23 protein-coding genes are annotated in these 24,917 nt (G+C 69.9%); 13 read left to right on the top strand and 10 right to left on the bottom strand.

Features of this window, described 5'->3' with window-relative positions; translation table 11 throughout:
- Position 1 precedes the first annotated feature (1 nt).
- The 5 genes from OG844_RS05425 to OG844_RS05445 all read left to right on the top strand — a co-directional run bounded on the left by OG844_RS05425 (position 2) and on the right by OG844_RS05445 (position 4,874).
- Complete coding sequence (locus OG844_RS05425; protein ID WP_406388467.1) at positions 2–973, top strand: carbohydrate ABC transporter permease; 972 nt, start codon at positions 2–4, stop codon at positions 971–973.
- 61 nt (positions 974–1,034) lie between these two features.
- Positions 1,035–2,366, top strand: coding sequence for an ABC transporter substrate-binding protein (locus tag OG844_RS05430; RefSeq protein ID WP_406388468.1), 1,332 nt, complete (start codon positions 1,035–1,037; stop codon positions 2,364–2,366).
- A gap of 191 nt (positions 2,367–2,557) precedes the next feature.
- Complete coding sequence (locus OG844_RS05435; RefSeq protein WP_406388470.1) at positions 2,558–3,655, top strand: hypothetical protein; 1,098 nt, start codon at positions 2,558–2,560, stop codon at positions 3,653–3,655.
- Between the two features lie 149 nt (positions 3,656–3,804).
- Positions 3,805–4,260 (top strand): Rieske (2Fe-2S) protein, encoded by a 456-nt coding sequence (locus OG844_RS05440; protein WP_406388472.1) that lies wholly within the window; start codon positions 3,805–3,807, stop codon positions 4,258–4,260.
- A 143-nt stretch (positions 4,261–4,403) separates the two neighbouring features.
- On the top strand, positions 4,404–4,874 hold the full coding sequence (locus OG844_RS05445) for a pyridoxamine 5'-phosphate oxidase family protein (protein WP_406388473.1): 471 nt from the start codon (positions 4,404–4,406) through the stop codon (positions 4,872–4,874).
- Positions 4,875–4,907: 33 nt separating this feature from the next.
- Here the strand turns inward: OG844_RS05445 and OG844_RS05450 are convergent, their stop codons facing one another.
- Positions 4,908–5,807: a LysR family transcriptional regulator gene (locus OG844_RS05450; RefSeq protein ID WP_406388475.1), complete on the bottom strand. Its 900-nt coding sequence runs from the start codon at positions 5,805–5,807 to the stop codon at positions 4,908–4,910.
- Between the two features lie 74 nt (positions 5,808–5,881).
- Between OG844_RS05450 and OG844_RS05455 the strand changes: the two genes are divergently transcribed.
- On the top strand, positions 5,882–6,883 hold the full coding sequence (locus OG844_RS05455) for a DMT family transporter (protein WP_406388476.1): 1,002 nt from the start codon (positions 5,882–5,884) through the stop codon (positions 6,881–6,883).
- Here the strand turns inward: OG844_RS05455 and OG844_RS05460 are convergent.
- Entirely contained in the window at positions 6,870–8,201 is a 1,332-nt protein-coding gene (locus tag OG844_RS05460) for an aminotransferase class I/II-fold pyridoxal phosphate-dependent enzyme (protein ID WP_406388478.1), read from the bottom strand. The two genes, OG844_RS05455 and OG844_RS05460, sit on opposite strands and share 14 nt — an antisense overlap.
- A 35-nt stretch (positions 8,202–8,236) precedes the next feature.
- On the opposite strand from OG844_RS05460, the gene OG844_RS05465 reads away from it, so the two are divergent.
- Positions 8,237–8,932 (top strand): pyridoxamine 5'-phosphate oxidase family protein, encoded by a 696-nt coding sequence (locus OG844_RS05465; protein ID WP_406388480.1) that lies wholly within the window; start codon positions 8,237–8,239, stop codon positions 8,930–8,932.
- Between the two features lie 52 nt (positions 8,933–8,984).
- On the opposite strand, the gene OG844_RS05470 is transcribed toward OG844_RS05465, so the two are convergent.
- From OG844_RS05470 to OG844_RS05480, 3 genes are all read right to left on the bottom strand, one after another.
- A complete protein-coding gene (locus tag OG844_RS05470) occupies positions 8,985–9,947 on the bottom strand; it encodes a DMT family transporter (RefSeq protein WP_406388482.1) in 963 nt (320 codons plus the stop codon).
- A gap of 159 nt (positions 9,948–10,106) precedes the next feature.
- On the bottom strand, positions 10,107–11,150 hold the full coding sequence (locus OG844_RS05475) for an EamA family transporter (protein ID WP_406388483.1): 1,044 nt from the start codon (positions 11,148–11,150) through the stop codon (positions 10,107–10,109).
- A 67-nt stretch (positions 11,151–11,217) separates the two neighbouring features.
- A complete protein-coding gene (locus OG844_RS05480) occupies positions 11,218–11,748 on the bottom strand; it encodes a Clp protease N-terminal domain-containing protein (RefSeq protein ID WP_406388484.1) in 531 nt (176 codons plus the stop codon).
- Positions 11,749–11,994: 246 nt separating this feature from the next.
- On the opposite strand from OG844_RS05480, the gene OG844_RS05485 reads away from it, so the two are divergent.
- The gene (locus OG844_RS05485) at positions 11,995–12,198 is read left to right on the top strand and encodes a hypothetical protein (RefSeq protein ID WP_406388486.1); all 204 of its coding nucleotides are present in this window, start codon (positions 11,995–11,997) and stop codon (positions 12,196–12,198) included.
- 81 nt (positions 12,199–12,279) lie between these two features.
- On the opposite strand, the gene OG844_RS05490 is transcribed toward OG844_RS05485, so the two are convergent.
- Positions 12,280–12,903 carry a PadR family transcriptional regulator gene (locus OG844_RS05490; protein ID WP_406388488.1) on the bottom strand — a complete coding sequence of 208 codons (624 nt, stop codon included), beginning with the start codon at positions 12,901–12,903 and terminating at the stop codon, positions 12,280–12,282.
- Positions 12,904–13,015: 112 nt separating this feature from the next.
- On the opposite strand from OG844_RS05490, the gene OG844_RS05495 reads away from it, so the two are divergent.
- Positions 13,016–13,654 carry a hypothetical protein gene (locus OG844_RS05495; RefSeq protein WP_406388489.1) on the top strand — a complete coding sequence of 213 codons (639 nt, stop codon included), beginning with the start codon at positions 13,016–13,018 and terminating at the stop codon, positions 13,652–13,654.
- A 515-nt stretch (positions 13,655–14,169) separates the two neighbouring features.
- Here OG844_RS05495 and OG844_RS05500 read toward each other — a convergent pair.
- Positions 14,170–14,895 carry a DUF2625 domain-containing protein gene (locus tag OG844_RS05500; protein WP_406388490.1) on the bottom strand — a complete coding sequence of 242 codons (726 nt, stop codon included), beginning with the start codon at positions 14,893–14,895 and terminating at the stop codon, positions 14,170–14,172.
- Between the two features lie 204 nt (positions 14,896–15,099).
- On the opposite strand from OG844_RS05500, the gene OG844_RS05505 reads away from it, so the two are divergent.
- Complete coding sequence (locus OG844_RS05505) at positions 15,100–15,921, top strand: PhzF family phenazine biosynthesis protein (protein ID WP_406388491.1); 822 nt, start codon at positions 15,100–15,102, stop codon at positions 15,919–15,921.
- 43 nt (positions 15,922–15,964) lie between these two features.
- Here OG844_RS05505 and OG844_RS05510 read toward each other — a convergent pair whose 3' ends face one another.
- Positions 15,965–16,744, bottom strand: coding sequence for a CPBP family intramembrane glutamic endopeptidase (locus OG844_RS05510; protein ID WP_406388493.1), 780 nt, complete (start codon positions 16,742–16,744; stop codon positions 15,965–15,967).
- Positions 16,745–16,927: 183 nt separating this feature from the next.
- Here OG844_RS05510 and OG844_RS05515 point away from each other — a divergent pair, with 183 nt between their 5' ends.
- The gene (locus OG844_RS05515) at positions 16,928–18,706 is read left to right on the top strand and encodes a substrate-binding and VWA domain-containing protein (protein WP_406388495.1); all 1,779 of its coding nucleotides are present in this window, start codon (positions 16,928–16,930) and stop codon (positions 18,704–18,706) included.
- A gap of 136 nt (positions 18,707–18,842) precedes the next feature.
- On the opposite strand, the gene OG844_RS05520 is transcribed toward OG844_RS05515, so the two are convergent.
- A complete protein-coding gene (locus tag OG844_RS05520; protein WP_406388496.1) occupies positions 18,843–20,348 on the bottom strand; it encodes a glutamate--cysteine ligase in 1,506 nt (501 codons plus the stop codon).
- 487 nt (positions 20,349–20,835) lie between these two features.
- On the opposite strand from OG844_RS05520, the gene OG844_RS05525 reads away from it, so the two are divergent.
- The gene (locus tag OG844_RS05525) at positions 20,836–21,441 is read left to right on the top strand and encodes a hypothetical protein (RefSeq protein ID WP_384614811.1); all 606 of its coding nucleotides are present in this window, start codon (positions 20,836–20,838) and stop codon (positions 21,439–21,441) included.
- 287 nt (positions 21,442–21,728) lie between these two features.
- On the top strand, positions 21,729–21,935 hold the full coding sequence (locus tag OG844_RS05530) for a DUF5999 family protein (RefSeq protein WP_406388498.1): 207 nt from the start codon (positions 21,729–21,731) through the stop codon (positions 21,933–21,935).
- 70 nt (positions 21,936–22,005) lie between these two features.
- Here the strand turns inward: OG844_RS05530 and gcvP are convergent, their stop codons facing one another.
- Positions 22,006–24,891: an aminomethyl-transferring glycine dehydrogenase gene (gene gcvP / locus OG844_RS05535; RefSeq protein WP_406388500.1), complete on the bottom strand. Its 2,886-nt coding sequence runs from the start codon at positions 24,889–24,891 to the stop codon at positions 22,006–22,008.
- Positions 24,892–24,917: the final 26 nt, after the last annotated feature.

Here is a 24,917-nt window from a genome sequence, read left to right on the forward strand (position 1 = left end):
CATGACCACGAACCTCGCCGGAGTCGACGCGAACGCCGCGGACCCCGCCGGCCCCGCCGGGACCGCGCGCACCTCCCGGGGATCCGGCCGGCCGGCCCTGCGGCCCCGCCGTCGCCCCCACACCCCGCTCAACCCCCGCCCCAGCATCCCGCTGACCCTCCTGACCGGACTGGTCCTCCTCTACTCACTGCTTCCGCTGGCCTGGCTGGTCATCAACGCGACCAAGGACCAGAAGGGCCTGCTCGGGTCCTCGGGCCTGTGGTTCGGCGAGGACTTCAACCTCTGGGACAACATCTCCCGGACGCTGGCCTACGACGACGGTGTCTTCGTCCGCTGGCTGCTCAACACCCTTCTGTACGTCGCCGCGGGAGCCGGCGGCGCCACGATCCTCGCCGTCCTGGGCGGATACGCCCTGGCCAAGTACCGATTCCCCGGCCGGCGCGCCGTGTTCGCGGTCGTCATCGGTGCGGTGGCCGTGCCGGGCACGGCTCTCGCGGTACCCACGTTCCTGATGTTCAGCAGCATGGGCCTGACGAACACCCCGTGGGCCGTCATCATCCCCTCCCTGATCTCCCCGTTCGGGCTCTACCTGATGTGGGTGTTCGCCGCCGAGGCGGTACCCGCGGAACTCCTCGAAGCGGCCCGCGTCGACGGCTCAGGCGAACTGCGCACCTTCTTCCGCATCGCCCTGCCGCTGTTGATGCCGGGAACGGTCACCGTGCTGCTCTTCTCCATGGTCGCGACCTGGAACAACTACTTCCTGCCGCTGATCATGATCAAGGACCCGGACTGGTACCCGCTCACCCTCGGTCTCAACGCCTGGAACGCCCAGGCCCAGACGGCAGGCGGCGAGGCCGTCTTCGACCTCATCATCACCGGCTCCCTGCTCACGATCGTGCCGATCGTCGTGATCTTCCTCCTGCTCCAGCGGTACTGGCAGTCCGGCCTGGCCGCAGGCAGCGTCAAGGAGTGAATCCGCCCCCACACGCGCCCTCCCCTCCCCTTCCCCGAGCACCGAACCAGGAGCACCACGCATGAGGACACACAGCACTCGCCGGCTTCTCGCCGCGGTCGCCGCGGTCTGCGCCATCACCCTCGCCGCGACCGCCTGCGGCTCCTCCGATCCGGCCGAGGACGGCGACACGAAGGACGTCGCGTCCGCGCTGGCGAAGGGAGGCAAGATAACGGTGTGGGCCTGGGAACCCACGCTCAAGACGGTGGTTGCCGACTTCGAGAAGAAGTACCCGAAGGTCGACGTCGAACTCGTCAACGCGGGCACCGGCGACAAGCAGTACAGCGCTCTGCAGAACGCCATCGCCGCCGGCTCCGGCGCCCCCGACGTGGCGCAGATCGAGTACTACGCCCTCGGCCAGTTCGCGATCGGCAAGTCCGTGGAGGACCTCGCCGGCTACGGCGCCGCCGGACACGACAAGAAGTTCACCAACGGCCCCTGGAACGCCGTGACGTACGACAAGGCCGTCTACGCCCTGCCCATGGACTCCGGCCCGATGGCGCTGTTCTACAACAAGAAGGTCTTCGACAAGCACCACATCGAGGTCCCCACCACGTGGGACGAGTACGTCGAGGCAGCGCGCACCCTGCACAAGGCCGACCCCAAGGTCTTCATCACCAACGACACCGGCGACGCGGGCGCCACCACCAGCCTCATCTGGCAGGCGGGTGGCCGTCCGTACAAGGCCGAAGGCGCCGACGTCACGGTCGACTTCAAGGACGCGGGCACCAGGACGTACACCAGCACCTGGCAGAAGCTGCTGGACGAGGACCTGATCGCACCGATCAGCTCCTGGAGCGACGAGTGGTACAAGGGCCTGGCCGACGGCAGCATCGCCACCCTGTCCATCGGCGCCTGGATGCCCGCCAACTTCACCTCGGGCGTCGCCTCCGCGTCCGGTGACTGGCGCGTGGCCCCGCTCCCCCAGTGGACCAAGGGCAGGACGGACAGCGCCGAGAACGGGGGCAGTTCCCTCGCCGTCCCGAAGGCCGCCAAGAACAGGGAACTGGCTTACGCCTTCGCCGAGTTCGCGACCACGGGCGCCGGCGCCACGGCCCGCGTCGGCGAAGGCGCCTTCCCCGCCACCCGGGCGGACCTGGAATCGAAGACCTTCCTGGAGACCGCGTTCCCCTACTTCGGCGGCCAGCAGGCCAACAAGGTCTTCGCCGACTCGGCCCGCAACGTGGGCAGCGACTGGTCGTACCTGCCGTACCAGGTGTACGCGAACTCCGTCTTCAACGACACCGTGGGCAAGTCGTACGTCTCCTCGACCCCCCTGTCGCAGGGGCTGGAAGCCTGGGAGCAGTCCAGCATCAAGTACGGCAACGACCAGGGGTTCAACGTCAACAAGTAGTCCGGGGAACGAGGCGGCGGCTGTGCGGGACCTCTTCGGCACAGCCGCCTTCCCTGATCCGCAAACGGGTCTCCAGGGCTGTCCGAGCGGGGACTTGGGTTCGCGGAAGCGCCGATGAGCTGTGTGATGATGCACCGATGTCAACCGTCTCAGGGGAGAGACCGGGCGGGTGAGAAGGGCGGGAACACAGCGTGCGCAAGGGTGGGGCATCCATACCGGACGAGGAGTGGGAGCGCTTTCTGCGGGAGGCCGAGGCGGGGATTCCGGGCGCGCCCGAGGAACCTTCGGCGCGTGCCCGGATGGTGGCGCGGCGGCTGCGTGAGGCGCCCGGTCGGCCGGAGGGGTGGCGAACCCACCAACCGCGGCGGCCGCGAACGGGAAAAGGCTGGTACGCGGTCGGTCTGCTGGTGGTGGTCGTCCTGCTGGTCGTGGTGATGATTCCGGGGCGGGTGGCCGGGTGGTTCGGAGTCGGAGTCGGTGGGAGTGCGCCGCTCGCCGCCGAGTCGGAACGTCCGGACCAGCCGCCGGCGAATGAGCTGGCGGCCCTACCACCCACGTTGGAGGAGCCGTTCAGGGGGTCGCCGGCGGAGCGGTGGGGCGACGGGACGGCATCACTCGTCCTGCCTGCGGCACGGGTGACCGGCTGGATGAGCAAGGAGCAGGTCGCACAGGCGCTCGACCGGACCCGAGACTTCCTCGCGGAGTCCAGCCTGGATCCTGGTGTGCTGCGCGGGGAGCGGCCGGGGAAGGCGATCGCGTTGATCAATCCGTACCAGCAGGACGTCAACGACTACCTGGCGACCGCGTTCCGCGCCCCGAGCCGGGAGAACAATCCTCTGAAGCTGTTCAGCCGTTTCGCGGAAACGAAGACGCGGCTTGTCGGGAACGTGGTCAGGACACGCGGACGGATCACGTACCAGGAGGGTGAGCGCGGCGCGGTCGAGGTAGCCACTGATGTCACGTACGTCTATCCGGTCGTACGCGCTGCGGCAGGAAGTGACGAAGTCACCCGCACCATTGTGCGCCGCGAGGTCGTCATGAGCTGGGACGACCCGTCGAAGGTGAAGATCAGGCCCGGGACGTTCTCCCTCGTCTCCTACAAGTCGGACACCACCAACGGCGGCTGTGACACCTACACCGGCTACTTCACCCCCGAGTTCAGGGCCGAACGCGCGGCCAACGGCTCGGGGGACGGCCCCGAGGTCGACCCGTACGACCGGAGCACGTCGTTGGAGGCGCGCATCCGTGAGAGCGGCGAAGCAGGGTGCGGGAGAGCCACACGGCTGTGATCAGGTGGGGGCGGGTGCGCGGCGCACGGGATCCGGCGTCCGAGGGGATGTATGAGGTGGGGGCGGGAACTTCGCCGGCGTCTGAACACGGGAGCTCTTCGGTCCGTACCACTGACGACGTCATGTATTCCGATGAAGGGAAAGCCGGCATGAGCGCATCGCAGGAGCGCCAGGTCCACTTCGGGCGCCGCACCGTCGTCGCGGCGGTCGGCGCAGCCGGAGTGGCCGCCGCACTCACCGCGTGCGGCGGCTCGAAGGACTCGGGCGGTTCGGACACGGTTCAGCCCGCCGGGGAGGGGGACGGTGCGAACGGGGGCGGCACGGTCCTCGCAAGCACCGCCGATATTCCTGAGGGAGGCGGAATGGTGTTCGCCGACCGGGGGGTCGTGGTGACGCAGCCCACGGCCGGTGAGTTCAAGGCCTTCTCCTCGAAGTGCACCCACCAGGGCTGCGCGGTGAAGGAAATCTCGAACGGAACCATCAACTGCCCTTGTCACGGCAGCACTTTCGACGCGGCGACCGGCAGCGTGACGAACGGTCCGGCGACCCAGGCGTTGCCGGCCAAGGAGATCAAGGTCGAGGGCGACTCGATCACGCTCGTGTAGCCGGGCGAGCGTGTACGGATCATCGCGGGGGCAGTCGGCAGGCACCCCCGCGATGGCCTCGGCCTGCTCCACCCGAGTGGACTTCCGGAGGTAGAGCCTCCATGATTCCGGACACCCGGTCGGACAGCAGGAGAGGCACCCCCATGACCGTCACCCAGCGTCGCGGCCGTCGGATCATGATGACGGACCCGGAACGGGACACCTATCTCGGCGAGCAGCGCACCTGCCGGGTGGCCACGGTCTCCGCCGAGGGGATGCCCCACGTCGGGGCGCTCTGGTTCGTGTGGGACGGCACGTCCCTCTGGCTGTACTCGCTCACCCGGAGCCGGCGCTGGGCACAGCTGCGGCAGAACCCGAAGGTAGCGGTGGTGGTGGACGACGGGGTGGAGTACGGAGACCTGCGCGGAGTGGAGCTGTCCGGCGAGGCGGAGGTCGTCGGCGAAGCACCCCGTACGGGCGAGGTGTGTGCCGAACTCGAGCTGCCGGAGCAGCTCTTCGCTTCGAAGTACTTCGGCCTGGACACGCTGCCGCACGACGGACGGCACGCCTGGCTGCGGCTCACGCCCGAGGCCGTCACCTCCTGGGACTTCCGTAAGCTGGCCGGCCTCTCCTGAAACCCGGCCCGCCGCTACGGGACCGGTACCGGATCACAGTGCCCGTCCTGCGTCACGCAGGGCCGCGACGGCTGCCCGGATCGACGGACGCCGGTCCGCGTCCGTCCGCCACACCGCGTGGATGTGGCGTCGCATCCTCTGCCGTACGGGCACCATGCACACCCCCTCCGGGACCGGTCCGCGGCCGAGCCGGGGCGTCACACAGACGCCGAATCCGGCCGCGATCAGGGCGAGTTGGGTGTGGTGCTCGCCCGCGAGGTGCGAGATGCGGGGCTCGACGCCCACGGACCGCAGGGTGAACATCAGCCAGTCGTAGCAGAATTCGCCCTCCGGCCAGGAGACCCACTCGTCGTCGGCGAAGTCCTCGAGGTCCACCTCCGTCCGGTCCGCGAGCGGATGCCCGGCCGGCATGGCGATGTCCGGTACGTCTTCGAGGAGTTCGGCCTTGGCCAGACCACCCGGCACCGGCAGGCGCTTGTTGCTCCAGTCGAGCACCACGGCCAGGTCCATGTCGCCCCGGAGCACGGCGCGAATGGCTCGCTCCGGCTCCAGCTCCACCGTGCGTACCTTCAGTTCGGGATGATCCCGGCGCAGTGCGGTGAGGGCGGCGGGGAACAGCCCTCGCGCGGCGGTCGGAAAGGCCGCCAGCCGCACTTCACCCACCACCTCGCCGCGCTGGGCCTCGATGTCGGACTGGGCCAGCTCCACCTGCGACAGGATGCGTGCGGCATGGTCGGCGAGCAGCTGACCGGCATCGGTCAGCCGGACGCCCCGGCCGTTCTTGGCGAGGAGCTGCTGGCCCACCTCGCGTTCCAGCTTGGCCATCTGCTGCGACACCGCCGACGTGGTGACGTGAAGACCCTCGGCAGCGCCGCTCACCGAGCCGTGCCGGGCGAGGGCATCCAGGGTGCGCAGGCGCTCCAGATTCAACATGTAAGCAATGCTACGCGAATGAAGCCACTAAATCTCACTTGTCCTACGCGGTTCTTGTTGTCATCGTTGACCCCATGAGCGCTCCCTCCGCACCGGCGACGGTGCCGTCCGCCGGTATCCCCCGGCCCATCACACCCTCCCCCGGCCGGCGTCGGGCCGTGGACTGGCGCATCCGGTTCGTGGTGCTCTCCCTCATCTGGGGCTTCAGCTTCCTGCTCATCAAGGTCGGCACCCACGGGTACGCCCCCTTCCAGGTCACCTTCGGCCGACTGCTGTTCGGTACGGCGGTGCTCGCCGTCGCCATCGCGGTGCGCCGCGAACGGCTGCCGCGTTCCGGCCGGACCTGGGGCCATCTCTTCGTCGCCGCGTTCCTCCTCAACGCGCTGCCCTTCTCGCTCTTCGCCTACGCCGAGCTGACCATCCCGTCCACGCTCGCCGGGATCTGCAACGCCACCTCGCCCCTGTGGGGCATGGCCCTCTCGCTCGTCGCGCTCTCCGAGGACCGGCCGACCCGCCGCCGCGTCGCGGGACTCGGCCTCGGCTTCATCGGCGTGCTGACCGTCCTGGGCGCCTGGCAGGGCTTCTCCGGACTGGACTTCGGCGGTACGGCCATGGCCCTGCTCGCCTCGCTCAGCTATCCGATCGGCTGGATCTACGTACGCCGCACGCTGGCGGGCACCGGCTCCTCGGCGCTGGCGATGACCGGTAGCCAGCTCTTCCTCGGGACGCTGCAACTGGCCGTCGTCACACCGATGTTCACCTCGCTCCCCGAGCGCTTCCCGCTGCTCCCGACGCTCTCCGTCATCGCTCTGGGAGCGCTCGGAACAGGGCTCGCGCTGCTCATGCAGTACGGGCTCGTCCAGGAGGTCGGCCCGACGACGGCCCAGATGGTCACCTACTTCATCCCGGTCATCGCCACCGCGGCCGGCGTGGCCGTGCTAGGCGAACAGCTGAGCTGGAACACCCCGGTCGGCGCCCTGGTGGTCCTCGCGGGTGCCGCACTCACCCAGAGCAGACCCCGTCCGTCCATCAAGCCCGCACGGGTGCCGGGGCGCCGCCCGTTCAGCCGTAGGTGATGGGCGCGGCCGGCTGCGCCGCGGCCGCCACCGCGTCCGCCAGGGGTTCGATGTCCGCCCCGGTCAGCGATGACACGGTCAGTCGCACCCCCTGCGGTGCGACGTTCCGGAAGCGCGCACCCGGGGCCACCGCCCAGCCCGCGTGCAGCAGTCTGGTCACGGCGCCGGTCTCGTCGCCGACGGGGACCCAGACGTTCATCCCGCTCCGCCCGCGCGCCGGCACGCCACGGTCCTCCAGCGCCAGGACGAGCGCGTCACGGCGCTCACCGTAGGCCCTCGCGACCGCGACGACGTCGACGGCTCCGGAGGTCCACAGGTGCACCACCGCCCGCTGGAGCAGGGTGCTGACCCAGCCCGGCCCCAGCCTCTGCCTGCCGGTCACACGGTCGACAGTAACCGCGTCCCCGGTCAGCACGGCGACCCGCAGATCCGGTCCGTACGCCTTCGCGACGGACCGTACGAAGGCCCAGCGGTCCGTGGATCCCACCAGCGGGTGCAGCGGCAGGTCGACGATGGCGTGACCATGATCGTCCTCGATCAGGAGCACCCCGGGGTACCGCGCGAGAACGGACCGCAGCTCCTTCGCCCGGTCTGCCCCCACCGCCGCCCCGGTCGGGTTCTGCGCCCGGCCGGTCACGATCAGCGCCTTGGCCCCCGCCCTCAGCGCGCGCTCCACGTCGCCGGGCAGCGGCCCCTCGTCGTCCACGGCGACGGGCGCGGCACGCAGGCCGAGGGCCGGGACCAGATCCAGCAGGCTCCCCCACCCGGGGTCTTCGACGGCGACCGCGTCACCGGGTCTGAGATGGGCCGACAGCACGCGTTCGATCGCGTCGAGGGATCCCGAGGTGACCGCCACGGGCCCCGCGGGCACACCGTCGGCATCCAGTTCCGCCCGGACGAACGCCGCGAGTTCGGGGATCACGGGAGCATCCCCGTACAGCCGGGGCTTCAGCGCGTTCGCCCGCGCGGCCACGGCCAGCGCTTCGCCGAGGTCGGGCAGCAGGGCCGGATCGGGGTTGCCGGACCCCAGGTCCCGCACACCCGGCGGCGCGTCGATCCGGAGCGAGCCGCGGGAGGTGCTCGCAGGGCGTTGCCTCACCCTGCTGCCCCTGCGCCCCGCGGTCTCGATCACTCCGCGCTCACGGAGCGTCCGGTAGGCGGCGGCCACCGTATTCGGATTGACCCCCAGCACCGACGCCAACTCCCGCATAGGCGGCAGCACATGGCCGGGGGCGAGGTCGCCCGAACCCACCCCGCGCTCCACGCTCGCGGCAATGTCCGATGCGCGCCGCCCGCCGATCCGATACTCTCCTAGCACAAACATGATTATGCACTAGTGCAATGGAGAGCGCAATGCCGGACACCGCAACGCCCGACAGCACCGGCCAGGCAGTCGCAGCCCCGTACGAGCCGACCGAGCGCACGGTCCCGAGCCGTGCCAGGCAACGCGCTTCGTACGACCGGGAGGTCGTCCACTCGATACTCGACGAGGGCTACCTCTGCCATCTCGGATTCGTCCGCGACGGGGCACCGGTCGTGCTCCCGACCCTCTTCGGCAGGGTCGGCGAGCGGCTGTACGTGCACGGCTCGACCGGATCCCGGCCGCTGCGCACGGCGGGCGCGTCGGATCCGGGCCTGGCGGTCTGCCTGACGGTCACGCTCGTCGACGGCCTGGTGCTGGCCCGGTCCGCGTTCCACCACTCCATGAACTACCGCTCCGTGGTGGTGCACGGAGTCGCCCGCACGGTGACCGACCCCGAGGAACGGCGCGTGGCCCTCGACGCCATCGTCGATCAGGTCGTTCCCGGCAGGTCGCTGGACTCCCGGCCGGCCGACGCGAAGGAACTCGCCGCCACGGCGGTCATCCGGCTGGACCTCGACGAGGTCTCCGCCAAGGTACGCACCGGAGGGCCGAACGACGACGAGGCAGACCTCACGCTGCCGTACTGGGCGGGTGTGGTGCCGCTGGCCCACGGCTACGCCGCACCGGTTCCGTCCGACGACCTCGACCCCGCCGTGCCCGTACCGGACTACCTGGCCGCTCTCTGACACGCCTCTTCGTGTGCCGGGCCCGTCACGTGGACGGGCCCGGCACACGGGATCAGATGGGCAGGGCCTCCCGGCGCCTGCGGACGGCGGCAGCCGCGCCGCGCGCCTCGTCGAGGGCCGGCCCGGCCACCGCACCGAGCAGGAGCAGCGTGCCGACGACCGTCGCTGCGGTGAGCTGCTCCCGCAGGACGGTGACCGCGATGAAGGCCGCGCTCACCGGCTCCAGGAGCATGATCACGGACACGGTCGCCGACCGGACCGCAGCGGCGCCGGCGAAGTAGAGCGCATAGGCGAGCGCGGTCGGCACAGCCGCCACATAGACCATCAGCCACAGCACTTGCCCCGTGGCGGCGGTGTGCGGCACGAGCCCCTCGGCCAGCGCCGCAGGCAGCAGACCGACCGCGCCGATGCCGAACGCCCACGCACTGGTGGAGAGTGAGTCGCCGGACGCGCCCTGGCGTCCCAGCCACCGGGTCAGCAGCGTGATCGCCGCATAACCGGCGGCGGACAGCAGGGCCAGCAGCACCCCGACGGGCCGCACTTCGGCGGCCTCGCCGCCGAGCACGAGCACGGCGAGACCGGCGAGGGCACCGGCGACGGCGACGAATCCGCCCCGGCCCAGCCGCTCCCCCATCAACAGCCGTGCGCCGACCGCGATGAGGACAGGCCCGGCCCCCAGAGTGACGACGGTCCCGACCGCGAGACCGGTCGCTTCGACCGCCGCGAAGTAGGCACTCTGGAACACCGTGAGACCGATGCCGGTCCCCAGGATGCGCAGCAGCCGCAGACGGCGGGACTCATGCGCGGCGCCCGGCCGACGGGGTCGCAGCGCCAGCACGCCCGCCAGGAGTACGAGACCCCCGGCGCACCGCCAGAACGACAGGGCGAGCGGGCCGAGATCGCTGACCCGGAAGAGCAGGGACGCGGCCGCGCCCGCGGTGCCCCAGGCGATACCGGCGACAACGAGATAGAGGAGGCTCCGCCCGACGGGCAGGCCGGAAACAGGGTGGGACACGTGACTTCTCCGGAGGAAGAGGGGGGTGGTGGTCGCTCGGCTCCGCACGCGGGCAGCGACGAACCGCTCGGGGACTGCCCGAGCCCGGTCTTCGTCAGGAGTGGCCGCGCGCGCTAGGCGACAGGCGGCGGAAGTACGGTCAGGTGCATGATCGCCACCCTACGGTGCGGTCCGGTGCCCGGACAACTCACCCTCCGCGACGGCGGAGCCGCCGCCGTCCTCACCGTCCGATACCTGCACTCCGGCGCCGGACGCCACCGGACCGGACGGCGGTCTGGGCGCGGCGGACTGCGCGATGAAGGCCCCGATCAGCACCACACCGCCGCCGACGAGCTGGGGCGCGGAGAGGTGTTCACCGAGGAGCACCCAGGCCAGCACGGTCGCGATGACCGCCTCCAGGCAGGCGACAACACCGGCGACCTGCGGTGAGAGCAGCCGTACCGACACCACACCGGTGACGTAGGCGAGCACGGTCGCGAGCAGCACGATCCAGCCCAGCAGCACCCACGCGGGAACGGCGTTCCCGTTCATCTCGGCGCTCCCGCCCAGAGCCGCCCAGTTCATGCCCCACGGCCGGGCCACCACGGTGAGTACCGCAGCCCCGACCAGCAGTCCGTACGCGATCACGCCGAACGGATGCGGCGGCCCGGCTTCGGTGTCGCCGTGGCTCCCTCGGTCACGACTGCCCTGATCGGACAGGACGAAGTAGCCCACCTGACAGCACGCCGCTCCGAGCGCGAGCAGCAGGCCGACGGCGTCGAAGCTCAGTCCGGCCCACACCTCGACGACACAGGCGAGTCCGCCGACCGCGAGGACCACCCCGGCCGCGGCGGCCCGGGTGACGGGCCTGCGCTGCACGAAACGCACCCAGCCGAGTACCAGCGCGGGCGCCAGGTACTCGACGAGCAGGGCGACACCGACGGGGATACGGGAGATCGCGGCGAAGTAGAAGGCCTGCACGCCCGCGACGGCGAAGAGCCCGAAACCGGCCAGCAGGGCCGGTCGTTCACGCACCAGATGCCGGTGCCGCCAGGCGACGGGCAGCATGACGAGCGCTGCGCCCGCCACACGTAGCCACACCACGTGCAACGGGTCGAGCCCCGCCTCGATCAGCGGCTTGGCCGCCACCCCTGAACCACCGAATGCGAGCGCCGAGACCAAGGCCAGGCCCAGACCGGCGCTTCTCCCCTGAGACGCGTGCATCGGCACATCATGACAGCCCGCGTCAGCAGCGTCACCCTCGTCACGCCTGTCGGAAGGGTGTCCATGATCACCCCTGCCGGGAAACCTCGGCCAGCCGGTCCGCCGTACGCCCGGCAAGCCACGCCGCCTCCACGCCCGCCCGCTCCAGCACCTCGACGGCGCGGCACTCCGGGTCCCCCACCAGTGCGCCGAGAATGTCGAGCCCACCGGCGCGGGACTCCCCGCGCAGAACCGCGCCCCGCTCCGCCCGGCCCATTGCCGCGACGGCCGAGGGTGACCACCCGTCGGCCCCCGGCCCGGCCACCGCCGTCAGGTCACCCGAGTGCTCCAGGGTCCCCTGCCAGCGGAGCCCGTAGCCGATGCTGCGCTGCACGAGATAGCCGAGGACCCGTGCCAGCTTGGGTCCACCGTCGAAAACGGCACGGACCTCAGGATCTGATTCGATGAGCGAGTGCAGCAGATGAGCTGTGTCGATGTGGCGGTCGCCGTCACGCAGGGCCCGTCTGCGCGCACCTGTGACCACCGAGGCCAGTTCAGCGGTGAATCCGGCGTCGTTCGGTGCGGGCTGTTCGGGTATCCAGGGTGTCCGGTTGTGCACACAACCCACCCCATCAGTCCCGGAACACGGCGGCATCCCCGGCACGGCCCATCTGCGTATCCCACCGAGGGCGGGCACCTGCGGAGTTCCTCATCCTTGCGGATGAGATCGGGCTCGCACGGGGCACCGGTCCGCGGAAAGAGCGCGCGCCGCCTTGCGCCGCACTCCCGGCGCAACCGGTGACGCGCCGGACACGTCCCTCAGGCCACACCGATCCGACGACACCGGCGGGAGGAGGGTCCTTTCGTGTCCTGGTCGGTCGCTCTGCCGGCCCTGGACGGACGGCAGTACGTCTACCGCGTCCACGCCCCCGCCGACGCACTGCCCGCCGACCTCTTCTGGGCTGCGTTCCACTGCCACGACGACGGTCCGCACCCCCGCGCTTCGGACCGGTTCGACGCGGCGGCGATCTGGCGGACGGGGCCGGCGGACCTCATCGCCCGCCCGTGAAGCGGGCACCCGCACACGACGTACGCCGCAAGGGCCCCGCGGAACAGGGCCCTTGCGGCGTACGGTCGCACACCCCACGGGTCAGTGGTCGTCGTCGGCAAGGATCAGATAGAGCTTCTTACGGGCATCGTTGATCACCGTGAGCGCCTTCTGGCGCTGATCGGCGGAGCCGGTCTTCCAGACCTGCCCGAACGCCTCCATCAGGCCGAACCCGGCCTGGCGGATCTCGTTCACACCCTCCCAGTCGACTCCACGCCCGACTTCCTCCCACGGCGCCTCGGGACCGGTCTCGGCCTCGGTGCTGCCCGCCTCGGTGAGGGTGAACAGCTTCTTGCCGCCCTCGCTCGCGCTGACGATCAGGCCCTCGTCCTCCAGCAGTTGAAGGGTGGGGTAGACCGATCCGGGGCTGGGCCGCCAGGCCCCTCCGCTGCGCTCGCCGATCTCCTGGATCATCTCGTAACCGTGCATCGAACGATCCTTGAGCAGCGCCAGGATCGACGCTCGCACGTCGCCGCGCCGCGCCCTTCCCCTGCCGCCGCCCCGGCCGCGTCCGCCGCCGAAGGGCCCGCCACCGAACGGTCCGCCACCGAAGGGCGGGCCGAACGAGCCAAAGGCTGCCCGCCTCCCCTCGTAGTCGCCCCGACCTTGATGACCGGGCCCGCAGTGCCCATGTCCGTGCTCATGCTCGTGTCCATGTGAACGCATCGCTACGCTCCTTCCATCGTTGATCTGTCACGATGCTTCAACGATATATCGGAACCGATCGCCTGACAAGGAACACTTCGCCAGGTGATCGGGATGCGCAGCCGTCCTGGGGATGAACACCCCCGATGGCTTCGCCCTCCGGCCCGTCCTCCGGACCGAACGGTTCAGCTTCCTGACGCTCAGCAGCGAGCTCTCACCCGCCGAGATCGGTACGGCTGACATGCGCATCGCCGCATGCAATGACGTCGACCCTGCGGATTCCGCCGATCTGCCGCCTCGGCCGGCACACCCTCTGAGCGGCTTCCTGCACGGACTGCTTACTCTCGACACCCCCTATGCCGCGGGCGGCCTGCGGGTCACGGACACCTCCACAGCCGTCGCCTTCTCGCCCAGCTGCTGTGACGGACCGGAAGACTGGCACGACTGGTACCGGGTCGCCGACGGCAGCAGCAGAATCGGGTACGGCCACGATCCTCACCCGTCGACGGCCGAGCGCCTCGGCGACACCATCCGTCTGACCGTCGGCACCGATCGGACCGGCAGTTCAGTGATCGAACTGTCAGTCCCGGAGCTGCGCCATCTGCTCGCCGGCGCCGAGCATGACCTGACTGGGTTCCCAGCGGTGGCGACCGACCGGGTTTCCGAGCACCTGCCCGACCACTCTGCTCCTCTGGTCGCCGCCCTTGCCCGCGTTCTCGACCTTCCTCCGCCGGGCATACCGCCGGCGCCGTTCAACACGGAACGGACGTGACGACGGGCATGCGCATGACCTGGAGGTTGGACGGACACGGCTGGGCCGACTGCACCGGTGAAGACCAACAGGCCAAAGCCGAACTCACAGCCTCCTGCATCACCAGCGCTCCGAAGGAGTTCCTGACTGCCGTGGCCCGGCCCGGCTCGTCTCAGGCGAGACGGACACCCGCGCGCAGTTCGAAGCCGAGACCACAGCCTTCCGGTGGATCTTCTACCGCCAAGGTGGCGACGCCTGGATCCGCATCCTGGAACTTCGCCGCGGCAGCGACAACAAGGGCACCGAGATCTGGTCGAGCCGACTTCACATCGACACGCCGGCCCGAGCCGTGATCCGCTGTTTCGACGAGGTGGCTCGGACCTACGACGAGAGCGGCTACTTGGCCAAATGGGGTGAGCACTTCCCTCGAACCGAACTCGAAGCCCCCAGACGCCTCTGGAACGCTCATCCACACAGCGATGACACGTGAGCGACGTGCTCGCGGAGCCGTTGCCCCCACGGCATGCACCAGCCGGTCACACGTCGCCGAGGAACCCAGGATCGGACGGCCCCATCTGCCGGGCGAAGTCCGCAGCGACTCCGATGACCTCGCGCATCGGCACAGGCCGCCGACGTGTCGCCGCGAGATCGGCATGGGCCTCCTCGGACCACAGGAACGGGTACACAGAAATGCCCTGCGAGAAGGCCAGGGCCGCAGCTTCCTCACGCCAGCCCGGCCATCGCAGCCCGTCATAGAACGTCTCCAACCGACCCGAGAGCAGCCAGGAGACCCATCCGGAGTGGCCCATTTCCATCGCTTCCCACTGAAGGGTGTCGGGAGCGAAGTACGTCATCTGCCCAGGTGCCCCTGGCCTGCCCACAGCCGCAGGATCGCCACCGTTCAGCGCGAAGACCCCACCGACGACGTCGTGGCCGACGATCAGACCTGTCGCGGGATGCCAGACCGGATCGAAGTCTGCGGGAAAACGGTTGACCCGCGCCAGACTCGGGAGCCCTCCGCCCGTGACCGCACCCCCGCCGAACACACGCACCCACCCGTTGTCCACGAGCAGCCCGCCGGTGTTCAGCGCCAGAGCACCCAGCACCGATCGCGCCGTGACCTGCATCTGCAGAAGACATCGGCGACCCTCGTCGACGTCGGCAGACAGCACCTGAACGGGTGCGGAGCTCGCCGACAGCGTCTCCCGAAGCTCTGGCCACGCCGGATCATCCACATGGGTCAACTCGTCGATCGCTCGCATCCGAGGATGGTCGCACCCCTCCCCACCGCCCCGTCGCACGGGCCGAACCACACCCGGCCCGGAGTCCGGGGCGTTGGATGGGCCATGCGACGTCTTGGGCGAACTTCGCTGACAACGGTCAAGGTTCACCGTCACAGGACAGCAGGGCCGCCAACCGGGAATTGGCCTTGGACCGCGCCCACCGGTCCGCCTACGGTCACCGTCATGAGGATCCGCATCGTCGACGCGTTCACCGACCGCCCCTTCGCCGGCAACCCCGCCGGGGTCCTGATCCTGGAATCCGGCCCCTTCCCCGATCCCGGACGGCTTCAGCAGATCGCCGCCGAGGTCAACCTCTCCGAGACGGCGTTCGCCCACCCGCTGCCGCCCGGCGCCGACGCCGACTGGGCGCTGCGCTGGTTCACCCCGGCCACCGAGGTCGACATCTGCGGGCACGCCACACTCGCCACCGCGCACGTCCTGCACACCACGGGAACGGCGAGCGGCACGGTCCGTTTCTCGACCCGCTGCGGAATCCTGCGCACCACCACCCACCCGGACGGCACCCTCACGCTGGACTTCCCGACAGCTCCGCTGACACCCGTCACCGCCCCGCCCGGCCTGGCGAAGGCGTTGGGCGCCGATCCCGTCTCCGTCCACGACACGGGATCGCACATCGGCGACCTGCTGATCGAACTCGCCGACGAGGCTGCCGTACGCGCGCTCTCGCCGGACTTCGCCGGACTGGTCGCCCTCTCCCGGCGTGGCGTCATCGCCACGGCCGCGGCCGCGGACCCTTCGGGCGGCTACGACTTCGTGTCGCGCGGCTTCTTCCCCGGAGTCGGCATCGACGAGGATCCGGTGACCGGCAGCGCCCACACCGCCCTGGCCCCGTTCTGGTCGGCACGCCTCGGGCGCGAGGACCTCACCGGCCTGCAGGCCTCCGCCCGTTCCGGCCTCGTCCGCACCTCACTGCGCGGCGACCGCACCCTGCTGACCGGCAGCGCCGTCACCGTCATCGACGGGGAACTGCTGGCCGCACTCTGACGCGGGCCGGGGTGCGCGGGTCCGCGCACCCCGGCCCCTTCGTTCACGGCGTCGGCAGCCAGCTCACCTTCCCCGCGAGCAGCGCGTATCCCACGAACGCCCCGATGTCGAGCAGGGCATGCGCGACCACCAGCGGACCGACGCGTCCCCAGCGCCGGTACAGCAGCACGAAGACGACGCCCATGACCATGTTCCCGATGAAGCCGCCGATGCCCTGGTACAGGTGGTAGGAGCCGCGCAGCACGGAACTCGCCATCAGGGCGGCCATGGGCGTCCAGCCCAACTGCTGCAGCCGGCGCAGCAGATAGCCGACGACGATGACTTCCTCCACAACGGAGTTCTGCACCGCGGAGAGAATCAGGACGGGGAACTTCCACCACACCTCGGGCAGCGATTCGGGGACCACCGTCAGGTTGAATCCGCCCGCCCGCGCCACCAGATAGAACACCAGCCCGGCGCTGCCGATCCCCGCCGCGACCAGGGTGCCGCGCCCGAGGTCCGACGAGGGCCTGGTCCGGTCGAATCCGAGGACGCGCAGACCGGCGCCCTCACGGGTCAGCAGATGAGCCACCAGCACGACGGGCACCAGGGCCGTTGCGATCCCGAACAATTGCCAGGCCAGATCCAACCACGGCCGGCCTGGCGCGTACGAGCCGTTCAGCGTCGCGGCCTGATCCTTCAAGCCTCCTGGTTTCGTCAACGACCCGACAAAGCTGATCAGGGCAGACACCCCGCTGGCCCCCAGCGAGAGGGCCAGCACCAGCACCGTCTCCTGCCGCAGGATCCGCCGCGAAACGGCCTCATGAGGAGTGAATTCAGCCACGCGCCCCGCCTCCACCAGTACACCTGCCTTCAGTTCTGCAATCGCAACTCATGCCGCCCGCCGTCCCGCTAAGGTCTCGAATGCAGGTACGAAGATCATGCGTGACAGGCCGGGGGACAATCGCCATTGCCGATGGTGCGGTCCCCCTTTTTCCTTGTTCATCCTCAAGGAGGCACCATCGACATGGGACGTCATAGCTTGCCCGACGGCTGCCGGGCGGAGGGTCACCGGGACACCCCTCCCCCGCGTCACCGTCGCTCCGTCGCCATCGCCACGGTGCTCGTGCTTGCCGCGGCAGCGGGAACAGCGGTCGCGGCGGAGGGCGGCCTGCTGTCGTTATCGGACTCCTGCGAGGACGCGGCGGTACGCCTGACCGTTGTCGCCTCCCCGGACATCGCCCCTGCCGTCAGGACCGTCGCGGCCAGGGCGCGCGAGGAGTCGGCGCGATCCGACGACCGCTGCCTCCATGTCACCGTTCTGGCCCGCGATTCCTACAAGGTCGCGAACGCGCTCGCCACGGGTTCGGGGGATCCCGGCTACCAGGTCTGGCTGCCGGACTCCGACCTCTGGCTGGACCGCGCGAAGGGCACGGGCAGCGGCATCCCGGTCGCCCCGGGCGACTTCGTGGCCACCTCCCCGGTGACCGTCGGCATGGTGCCGTCCGCGTCCAAGGCACTGGGCTGGCCCGAGAAGACCTACTCCTGGGCCGAGTTGGCTGCTTCGGCCATGGGATCGGACGAGGTACGTCTGGGAGTTGCCGATCCGGCACGCAGCGCCACCGGCCTGCTGGCTCTCAGCAGCATGGGAGCGTCGGCCGGCGGGCCGGGCGGCGACCACGACACCGAGGTCGCCGCCACGGCCAAGGCCCTGGCGCAGCGGATGTCCGACAGCGACAGACAGTTGCTCGAGTCGCTGGCGCAGGACGCCTCAGGAGTCGAAGGCGGGAATCCGGAGCACAATCAGGCGGTTCTGGTCTCCGAGCAGGCGGCGTTCACCCACAACGCGAGCTCGCCGAGTGCGGGCAGGCTCCAGCTCTTCTACCCCGCGGACGGCACCCCGCTCCTCAACTATCCGTACGCGCTGGTCAACAGCGCCGAGCTGACCAGCGACGAGAGCAGAGCCGCTCTCCGGTTCATGAGACTGCTGGACGACGACAAAGCCCACGCCGTCCTGGAGAAGAACGGCTTCCGCACCACCGACGGCACCACCGAGGCCGCGCTGGTCGAGTCCGCGGGCGGCAGAACTCCTCAGCCGTTCGCCACCCCTGCCGCCGTACCGCCCTCCGCCGATGTGCTCCAGGAGACCCTCGGCATGTGGACGGTCACGGTGCAGAGCGCCCGGCTGACCGCGGTCGTCGACGCCTCCGGTTCCATGGCCGTCACGGTGCCGGGGCGTGACCGGTCGCGGATGGACGTCACCAAGGCCTCGCTGATCCAGGCACTGGGCCAGTTCACGCCCGACGACGAGATCGGCCTGTGGGTGTTCGCGACGACTCTCGACGGGGACAAGGACTACCGCCGGGTGGTGCCCACCCGGAGGCTCGGCGAACCGGCGAAGGGCGGCGGAACGCACCGGGAGAGGCTCTCGGCGGCCTTCAACGCGCTGGAGCCCGTGCCGAACGGCGCGACCGGCCTGTACGACACCACTCTGGCCTCCTACAAGGAGGCGCAGTCGTCGTACGTGAAGGGCAAGTTCAATGCCCTGGTCCTCCTCACCGACGGTTCGAACCAGGACGACCACAGCATCTCCAGGAGCGCCCTGATCGACCGGCTGAAGGAGGTCTCGGACCCGGAGAGGCCGGTTCCGATCATCGCGATCGCGGTGGGCCCGGACGCCGACCGCGCGGAGGTGACGGAGATGGCTGAGGTCACCGGCGGAGGCTGCTACGGGGTCAGCGACCCCGCCGAGATCCAGGCTGTCATCCTGCAGGCAGTCATGACGGCCGGGCAGAGTGGTCGCTGAGACCGGGAGTAGCCTCCGCCGAGCGGCCAAGACCCGAGACCGACGCCCTGGACCAGAGCGCCCGGCGCCCGGGAGCAGCCTCCCCCGGCGCCCAGGAGCAGCCTCCCCCCGGCCGGGGCTCCGCCGTCTCCCGCCCTCAGGGAGCCGGGAAGCCGACGGGCCAGGTGTGCACCGGTTCGCCCGCCTGCATCAGCTCCCCGTAGCGCCGGGTGGTGGCAGCCAGCGCGGCCTCACGTTCGAGACCTGCCTCCAGCGCCCGGTGGTACGTGTCGACCTGCCAGGAGGCCCCGTTCACCCGGAGCCTGCAGCGTTCCTCGATGACGCCGAGGTAGCGGTCGCGGTCCACGGGCTCGATGTTCCAGGCATCGAGCCCGGCGGCGGCGAGGGGCAGCAGCTCGTCCCGCACCAGCTGGACAGCGGGCACCTTCGCGACCCCGCCCGAGCGGCCCGGACGGGGCCAGAGCAGCTCCGCGTCGATTCCGTGGCGGCAGGCGGCGTCGAAGTTCTCGGCGGCCGCCTCGAAGGGCAGCCGGGTCCACACCGGCCGGGACTCGTCTGCCAGCGCGCGCACCAGGCCGTAGTAGAAGGCGGCGTTGGCGATCACGTCGGTGACCGTCGGGCCGGCGGGAAGGACCCTGTTCTCCACCCTGAGGTGGGGAATGCCGTCGACGAGGCCGTACACCGGCCGGTTCCACCGGTAGACCGTGCCGTTGTGCAGTACGAGCTCGGCAAGCGTGGGAACGCCGCCCTCGTCGAGCACGCGCAAGGGTTCCTCGTCGTCGCAGATCGGCAGCAGCGGCGGGAAGTAGCGCAGATTCTCCTCGAAGAGCTCGTGGGCGGAGCTGATCCAGCGCTCCCCGAACCAGGTCCTCGGGCGGACCCCCTGATTCGTCAGCTCAGGCGGCCGCACGTCTGTGGCCTGCAGGAACAGGGGCGGCCTGGACTCCCTCCACAGCTCCTTGCCGAACAGGAAGGGGGCATTGGCCCCCAGTGCGATCTGGACGGACGCGATGGCCTGGGCGGCGTTCCACACGTCCGCGAAGCGTGTCGGCGTCACCTGCAGATGGAGCTGGACGGAGGTGCACGCCGACTCGGGCGCAATGGAGGCGGAAGTGGCCACCAGGCGTTCGACGCCCTCGATATCGAGGGCGAAATCCTCACCGCGTGCCGCGGCCATTTGATCGTTGAGAAGCGTGTATCGGTCCACGTCCGACAGATTGGCCGAGACCACGTCGTGGCGGCCCAGAGTGGGCAGGATTCCGATCATCATGATCCCGGCATCGACCTCGACGGCCTTCCTGTGGGCATATGCAAGTCCGGTACGGAGCTCCTCGGCGAGCTGATCGAAAACCCGTCCGCTCAGCCGGTGCGGAAGGATATTTACTTCCAGGTTGAACATCCCGAGTTCGGTCTGGAAATCCCGGCTGGCGATCCGCTGGAGCACCTCCGCATTCCGCATCCTCGGCATACCGTCGGAGCCCGCCAGATTGAGCTCGATCTCCAGACCCATGAGATTTCTGGGACGATCGAACCTCCCCTCCGACAGGAGCCTCCCCAGTCCCTCCAGGCACTGGGAGAGCTTTTTCCGGTACGCCTGCCGATCGGACAGGTCAAAGGCGCCCGCCACGACCTTCTCGCCCATCGAAGGGTCCCTCCTCGAGTGGGCGGCCCGCGGCCCAGGCCGCTCGCATCACGATCGATAATGCCCAGACGGCGTGATCTATAACGCCCCGATGTCCACGCGTACCCGCTAGTCTGGCGACAGAAGCCGGAGGCACATTCCTTCGGCATGCGGCCAATGCACAGTCGCCGCCGGATACGTGGTAGAAACACCGACGGGTTTCAGCCTACCGCTGTGTCGGAAGAAAACCTGGCAGGGGGCATCCAGGGCCTGCCGAACCAACACCATCTCCACATTTCAAAGGCTCGATCCCGCCTTGCGTGCAATATGCGGGACAGCTAGACGAAACACCGTGTGAACACTTGTCGTATAAACTCTGCGAACGAGGCAGAGAGTTGACGCACCGGCCCGTCCGCCCGTCACCGGCCTTCCTCTGGCCCCGCACGCCGACAGCGCCGTCTGCACCCGCCCACGCATCACCGTGTCTCCAAGTGAGAGGCGACCCACTATGCCGCTGCATGTTTCTCCGGCCCCAGCGCCCGCACTGCGCAGCGTTCTCGCGGCACTCGGTTCTCCCACCGCAGTCCGCGAGGCCCACACGCCCGCTCTCCGGTCCGTCCAGGGATCGCTGAGCCCCGAACTGCCCCTCCCGGTCCACGTACTGGACCGGATCGTCCCCGACGATTCCACGCCCCGCACCCGCCTGGCCGGCTGGCGCTTCCTGATCCGCAGCGGCGAGCGCGCCGTGGCCGCCGCGGACACCATGCTCACCGCCGACGGCTGGACCTTCTCCCACTTCTTCGAGGGGCCGTACATCGTCTCGACCGAACTCGCCGTACGACAGGCGGATTCGGCGGCAGCGCACTACCAGCCGCGCCTGCTGTCCGTACCGGAGCTCTACATGCTCACGCTGTGGCTGCACGCGGACACCGAAGCCGATGCCGGGGGAGGCACCCTCGCCCCGACGGATGTGCTGGTGCCCCTCGCGCCCGCTCCTCCCGGCATCACGGCCCATCGACCGCATCGCGTCTCCGATCTGCTTCCGGTCATGACCATGCGTGTCTCCCCGGCTCCGCTGCCCGGTCTGCCCGGCCTCCTCGGGTCGCCTGCCTGATCCTCGAACGCCATGCGCCCCCGCCGTGCACCACGGCGGGGGCGCATCCGTACCCGTCCGGACTAGCCCCTTCAGGCCACCCCGAACCACCCGAAGGGACAGTGCAGTTGCATTGAACCGTCCGGCCGGGTGATGCGTCATGAGAGGAGAAGAGCAGCTGCTGCGAAATCCCTGCGGAACGACGCCCGTAGGGCAACACTGGGACCGGACCGACTGATACGGGGGCGGCCATGAACACATCGTCAAGCCGCAGGACACTCGACTCAACGCAGCGAAAGAACCCATCCATGTGCCAGCACCAGCCACCCTGCCCGACCGCGGACTCCAACGACCGGGAAGCCGCGCGCCTGACGGCTCATCACCCGGAACAGGGCTGGAGCCTGCTGTGCAACGGCGTCCTGCTCTTCGAGGACACCGGTGAGCTGCTCCCGGACGGGCAGATCATCGCCCCGCACCGGACGCTGAAGACCGGCCAGGTGATGAAGGCCGCCTGACCGCGGCCGGAGAAAGACGGGGGCCGGCCCGGAGAAGTCTCCGCACCGGCCCCGACGGGTGTCCGCGTTCCTACTGGTCGTACTCGTCCAGCGGCGGGCAGGAGCAGACCAGGTTGCGGTCGCCGAAGGCGCCGTCGATCCGGCGCACCGGCGGCCAGTACTTGTCCGAAGGCGTGACGCCGGCCGGGAAGACAGCCTCTTCACGGCTGTAGGCGTGCGTCCACTCGCCACCGAGCGCGGCCGCCGTGTGCGGGGCGTTGCTCAGCGGGTTGTCCTCCGCGCTCCACGCGCCGGATGCGACCTTCTCGATCTCACCGCGAATGGCGATCATCGTGTCGCAGAACCGGTCGAGCTCCGCGAGGTCCTCGCTCTCGGTGGGCTCGATCATCAGCGTCCCGGCCACCGGGAACGACATCGTCGGCGAGTGGAAGCCGTAGTCGATCAGCCGCTTCGCGACGTCGTCGATGCTGACGCCGGTCGACTTGGAGATCGGGCGCAGGTCCACGATGCACTCGTGTGCGACCAGACCGGCCGGGCCGTTGTACAGGATCGGGAAGTGCGGTTCCAGACGCTTGGCGATGTAGTTGGCCGCGAGTACGGCGACCTGCGTCGCACGCTTCAGTCCCTCGCCGCCCATCAGCCGTACGTACGCCCAGGAGATGGGCAGAATTCCGGCCGAGCCCCACGGTGCCGCCGAGATCGGGCCGACGCCGGTCTCGGGGCCGGCGGCGGGCTGCAGCGGGTGGTTGGGAAGGTACGGCGCCAGGTGCGCGCGGACACCGACCGGGCCGACGCCCGGGCCACCGCCGCCGTGCGGGATGCAGAAGGTCTTGTGCAGGTTCAGGTGCGAGACGTCGCCGCCGAACTTGCCCGGCTTGGCGAGGCCCACCAGCGCGTTGAGGTTGGCGCCGTCGACGTACACCTGGCCGCCCGCGTCGTGCACCTCGCCGCAGATCGCGGCGACGTGCTCCTCGAAGACACCGTGCGTGGACGGGTAGGTGATCATGAGGACCGCGAGTTCGTCACGGTGCTTCTCGATCTTGGCGCGGAGGTCGTCGATGTCGACCTCGCCGTCGTCGGCGGTCTTCACGACGACGACCTTCATGCCCGCCATCACGGCGCTCGCGGCGTTGGTGCCGTGCGCGGAGGACGGGATGAGGCAGACGGTACGCCCCTCGTCGCCGTTCGCCCGGTGGAAGGCACGCACGGCCAGAAGACCGGCGAACTCACCCTGGGAGCCGGCGTTGGGCTGGAGGGAGACGGCGTCGTAGCCGGTGACCTCGGCCAGGCGCTCCTCCAGCTCACGGATGAGGGTGAGGAAGCCCTGTGCCTGCTCGGCCGGCGCGAACGGGTGCAGCGCACCGAATTCGGGCCAGGTGATCGACTCCATCTCGGCGGTGGCGTTGAGCTTCATGGTGCAGGAGCCGAGCGGGATCATGCCGCGGTCCAGCGCGTAGTCGCGGTCGGCGAGCTTGCGCAGGTAGCGCAGCATCGCGGTCTCGGAACGGTGCTGGTGGAAGACCGGGTGGGCGAGGACGGTGTCGGTGCGCAGCAGGTTCCCGGGCAGCGCGTCCTCGGCGTCGGCATCGAGGGCCTCGATGTCGCCGCCGGCTCCGAAGGCGGCCCAGACGGCCGCGATCTGCGCACGGGTGGTGGTCTCGTCGCAGGCGATGGAGACGTGGTCGGCGTCGACGAGCCGCAGGTTCACCCCGCGCTCGCGGGCACCGGCGACCACACCGGTAGCTGCACCGGGAACTCTCACGGTGAGGGTGTCGAAGTAGGCGCCGTGCACCACGTCGATACCGGCGGCCCGCAGACCGTCGGCCAGGATCGTGGCGTACCTGTGGGTGCGCCGCGCGATCGTGCGCAGACCGTCGGGGCCGTGGTAGACGGCGTACATCCCCGCCATCACGGCGAGCAGCACCTGCGCGGTGCAGATGTTGCTGGTGGCCTTCTCCCGGCGGATGTGCTGCTCGCGGGTCTGGAGGGCGAGACGGTAGGCCCTGTTGCCGTCGGCGTCGACGGAGACGCCCACGAGACGGCCGGGCAGGCTGCGCGCGAACTTCTCGCGGACGGCCATGAAGCCGGCGTGCGGTCCGCCGAAGCCCATCGGGACACCGAAGCGCTGCGTGGTCCCGACGGCCACGTCCGCGCCCAGCTCGCCGGGCGAGGTGAGCAGGGTCAGGGCCAGCAGATCGGCCGCGACGGTGACGATCGCGCCGAGCTCGTGTGCGCGGTCGATGACGGGCTTGATGTCACGGACCGCTCCGGAGGCGCCCGGATACTGCAGCAGGACGCCGAAGACGCCGCGCTCGGCGACATCGGCCGGAATTCCGTCGGTGAGGTCGGCGACGACCACCTCGACGCCGGTCGGTTCGGCGCGGGTCCGGATCACGGCGACGGTCTGCGGCAGGGTGTCGGCGTCGACCAGGAAGACGCCGTTCCTGACCTTGCCGACGCGCCGTGCGAGCGCCATCGCCTCGGCAGCCGCCGTGCCCTCGTCGAGGAGGGAGGCACCGGAGGTGGGCAGACCGGTCAGGTCGGCCACCATCGTCTGGAAGTTCAGCAGGGCCTCGAGCCGCCCCTGGGAGATCTCCGGCTGGTAGGGCGTGTACGCCGTGTACCAGGCAGGGTTCTCCATGACGTTGCGCAGGATCACCGGCGGGGTGAACGTGCCGTAGTAGCCGAGCCCGATCATCGGCGCGAGCACCTGATTGCGGTCGGCGAGGCGTCGCAGTTCGGCCAGGACCTCGGCCTCGGTACGGGCAGCCGGAAGATCCAGCGCCTCGGCGCTCTTGATCACGTCCGGCACGGCAGCGGCGGTGAGCTCGTCGAGGGAGCCGTATCCGACCTGGGCGAGCATCTTGGCCTGGGCCTCGGCATCGGGCCCGATGTGGCGCTGCTCGAAGGGAATGCCCTGCTCCAGCTGGGAGAGCGGAGTGCGACGGGGGGTCATGATGGAGGCCTCCTGGTCTCACGACC

It is taken from the genome of Streptomyces sp. NBC_00887 (assembly GCF_045207585.1).

What these genes read in the sequence shown, in the direction of transcription:
- OG844_RS05425 (WP_406388467.1), top strand. Translation starts at nt 2, where the DNA reads ATGACCACGAACCTCGCCGGAGTCGACGCGAACGCCGCGGACCCCGCC.
- OG844_RS05430 (WP_406388468.1), top strand. Translation starts at nt 1,035, where the DNA reads ATGAGGACACACAGCACTCGCCGGCTTCTCGCCGCGGTCGCCGCGGTC.
- OG844_RS05440 (WP_406388472.1), top strand. Translation starts at nt 3,805, where the DNA reads ATGAGCGCATCGCAGGAGCGCCAGGTCCACTTCGGGCGCCGCACCGTC.
- OG844_RS05445 (WP_406388473.1), top strand. Translation starts at nt 4,404, where the DNA reads ATGACCGTCACCCAGCGTCGCGGCCGTCGGATCATGATGACGGACCCG.
- OG844_RS05450 (WP_406388475.1), bottom strand. Translation starts at nt 5,807, where the DNA reads ATGTTGAATCTGGAGCGCCTGCGCACCCTGGATGCCCTCGCCCGGCAC.
- OG844_RS05455 (WP_406388476.1), top strand. Translation starts at nt 5,882, where the DNA reads ATGAGCGCTCCCTCCGCACCGGCGACGGTGCCGTCCGCCGGTATCCCC.
- OG844_RS05465 (WP_406388480.1), top strand. Translation starts at nt 8,237, where the DNA reads ATGCCGGACACCGCAACGCCCGACAGCACCGGCCAGGCAGTCGCAGCC.
- OG844_RS05475 (WP_406388483.1), bottom strand. Translation starts at nt 11,150, where the DNA reads ATGCACGCGTCTCAGGGGAGAAGCGCCGGTCTGGGCCTGGCCTTGGTC.
- OG844_RS05490 (WP_406388488.1), bottom strand. Translation starts at nt 12,903, where the DNA reads ATGCGTTCACATGGACACGAGCATGAGCACGGACATGGGCACTGCGGG.
- OG844_RS05495 (WP_406388489.1), top strand. Translation starts at nt 13,016, where the DNA reads ATGAACACCCCCGATGGCTTCGCCCTCCGGCCCGTCCTCCGGACCGAA.
- OG844_RS05500 (WP_406388490.1), bottom strand. Translation starts at nt 14,895, where the DNA reads ATGCGAGCGATCGACGAGTTGACCCATGTGGATGATCCGGCGTGGCCA.
- OG844_RS05505 (WP_406388491.1), top strand. Translation starts at nt 15,100, where the DNA reads ATGAGGATCCGCATCGTCGACGCGTTCACCGACCGCCCCTTCGCCGGC.
- OG844_RS05515 (WP_406388495.1), top strand. Translation starts at nt 16,928, where the DNA reads ATGGGACGTCATAGCTTGCCCGACGGCTGCCGGGCGGAGGGTCACCGG.
- OG844_RS05520 (WP_406388496.1), bottom strand. Translation starts at nt 20,348, where the DNA reads ATGGGCGAGAAGGTCGTGGCGGGCGCCTTTGACCTGTCCGATCGGCAG.
- OG844_RS05525 (WP_384614811.1), top strand. Translation starts at nt 20,836, where the DNA reads ATGCCGCTGCATGTTTCTCCGGCCCCAGCGCCCGCACTGCGCAGCGTT.
- OG844_RS05530 (WP_406388498.1), top strand. Translation starts at nt 21,729, where the DNA reads ATGTGCCAGCACCAGCCACCCTGCCCGACCGCGGACTCCAACGACCGG.
- gcvP (WP_406388500.1), bottom strand. Translation starts at nt 24,891, where the DNA reads ATGACCCCCCGTCGCACTCCGCTCTCCCAGCTGGAGCAGGGCATTCCC.